The sequence below is a fragment of the Burkholderia sp. E168m23 genome (assembly GCF_016586125.1).
Classification (GTDB): domain Bacteria; phylum Pseudomonadota; class Gammaproteobacteria; order Burkholderiales; family Burkholderiaceae; genus Burkholderia; species Burkholderia orbicola.
In genome coordinates, this window is the sequence record NZ_BCPP01001298.1 from 1 (window position 1) to 1,494 (window position 1,494).

At 66.7% G+C, this 1,494-nt stretch carries 1 protein-coding gene; it reads right to left on the reverse strand.

Annotation, left to right across the window (positions count from 1 at the left end; all coding sequences use genetic code 11):
- Positions 1-1,494 (reverse strand): YadA family autotransporter adhesin (locus JMF90_RS36720; protein WP_374104334.1); only part of this gene is annotated, 1,494 nt, incomplete at both ends.

Here is a 1,494-nt window from a genome sequence, read left to right on the forward strand (position 1 = left end):
GTTGATCTGACCTTGCAGCCCGCCAACCGCCCGGTCGAGCTGCCCCTTGGTCGCCGCATCCGACGCATTCACGCCATCCGCGATATTGACGATCCGGCGCTTGCCCTGGTCGGAGCCGTCACCAAACGAGACCGTGTTGTCCTCGTTCGCGACGGAGCCCGCACCAATCGCAACGCTGTTGTCGCCGCGTGCCTTCGCACCCTGACCGATCGCCGCGCTGTTCTCGCCGTGAGCCGACGAGTCCTGGCCGATCGCGGTGCTATTGGCCGCGTGTGCATCAGCACCCGCGCCAATCGCCGTGCCGCCCGCGGCGCGCACCGTCGCGTTCGCGCCGACTGCCGTGGCGTTGCCGGCATCGTCGTTGATCGTCGAGCCCGAACCCATCGCGACGTTGTTGCTGCCGTTGCCGGATTGGGCCGCCGTCACCGCCTGGCCCGCTTCGCCCGAACCGCTGATCAGATCGTTGCCGACCGTACGGCGCGAGTCGCCGCCCGAACCGCCGGTGGTTTCGATCTTGCTGACGCGATCGTCCATCGTGTCGAGGCGGTTTTCAAAGTCGGTCTTCAGCGACGACAGCTGGCCGTAGTTCACTGCGTCGTACTGGCTCTTGCCATCTGCAACGTTGGTCAGCATCACTGGCGCCGCCGCAGGGCCGCCCAGCGTCACCGAACCGTAGTTCGGGTTGCCGTGCGAGTCGACGTCATAGCGCACTGCCAGCGAATCGGTGGCGCCATACGCCGCGGCCGCCTGCACCGCCTGCGAGACGGTCGCGTACTTGTGACCGCCCACTTCGAGCGAATTGACCGCAACCTGCCCGTTTTCATCGACGGTCGTGTCGCCCCCGATCGCATTCGCGACGCTTGTGGCCATGCCATGCAGTTGCGATCCGTTCACCGCATCGGTGCTCGTCGCGCTTACCGCTCCGGCCGCCACGTTGTGCAGGCCAACCGCTGTACCGGCATCCCCGAGCGTGACCGACGCACGATTCGCCGAACCGTCTTCGTTGCGATCGTAGCGCACCGCTGTGACCGCGTGCCCGGTTTCCGGATCGATCAGACCGCTGTTCGCGATCGTATCCTTCAGGGTCGAGATGTCGCCCGTGTTGGCCGTCACCCGCCCGTCGAGATTGCCGATCGCCGCACCGACACTGTTCACCGTCGTCGTGCCGCCCGCGAGCGAGTAGCTGGGCGCGGAGATTGTGCCGTCGGCGCCTGCCTGCGAGCCGCCGCCGAGCGCTGTGGCCATGCTCTGCGACGCACCATACAGTTGCGAGCCGTTCACCGCTTCCGTGCTCTTCGCATTCACCGCGCCGGCCGCAACGTTCTTCAGCGTCGTGCCTTTCTCGCCAGCCAGCGTGACCGTGCTCTTCGCCGCATCGTCGTACGCAACCGCGTTCGGATCCATACCGCCACCGCCGCCGCTTGCCGCTGCAGCCGCGATCGCGTCGCCGACGTTACCGTAGGTCTTGTCGCCGACGTGATACTTCGGTGCCGT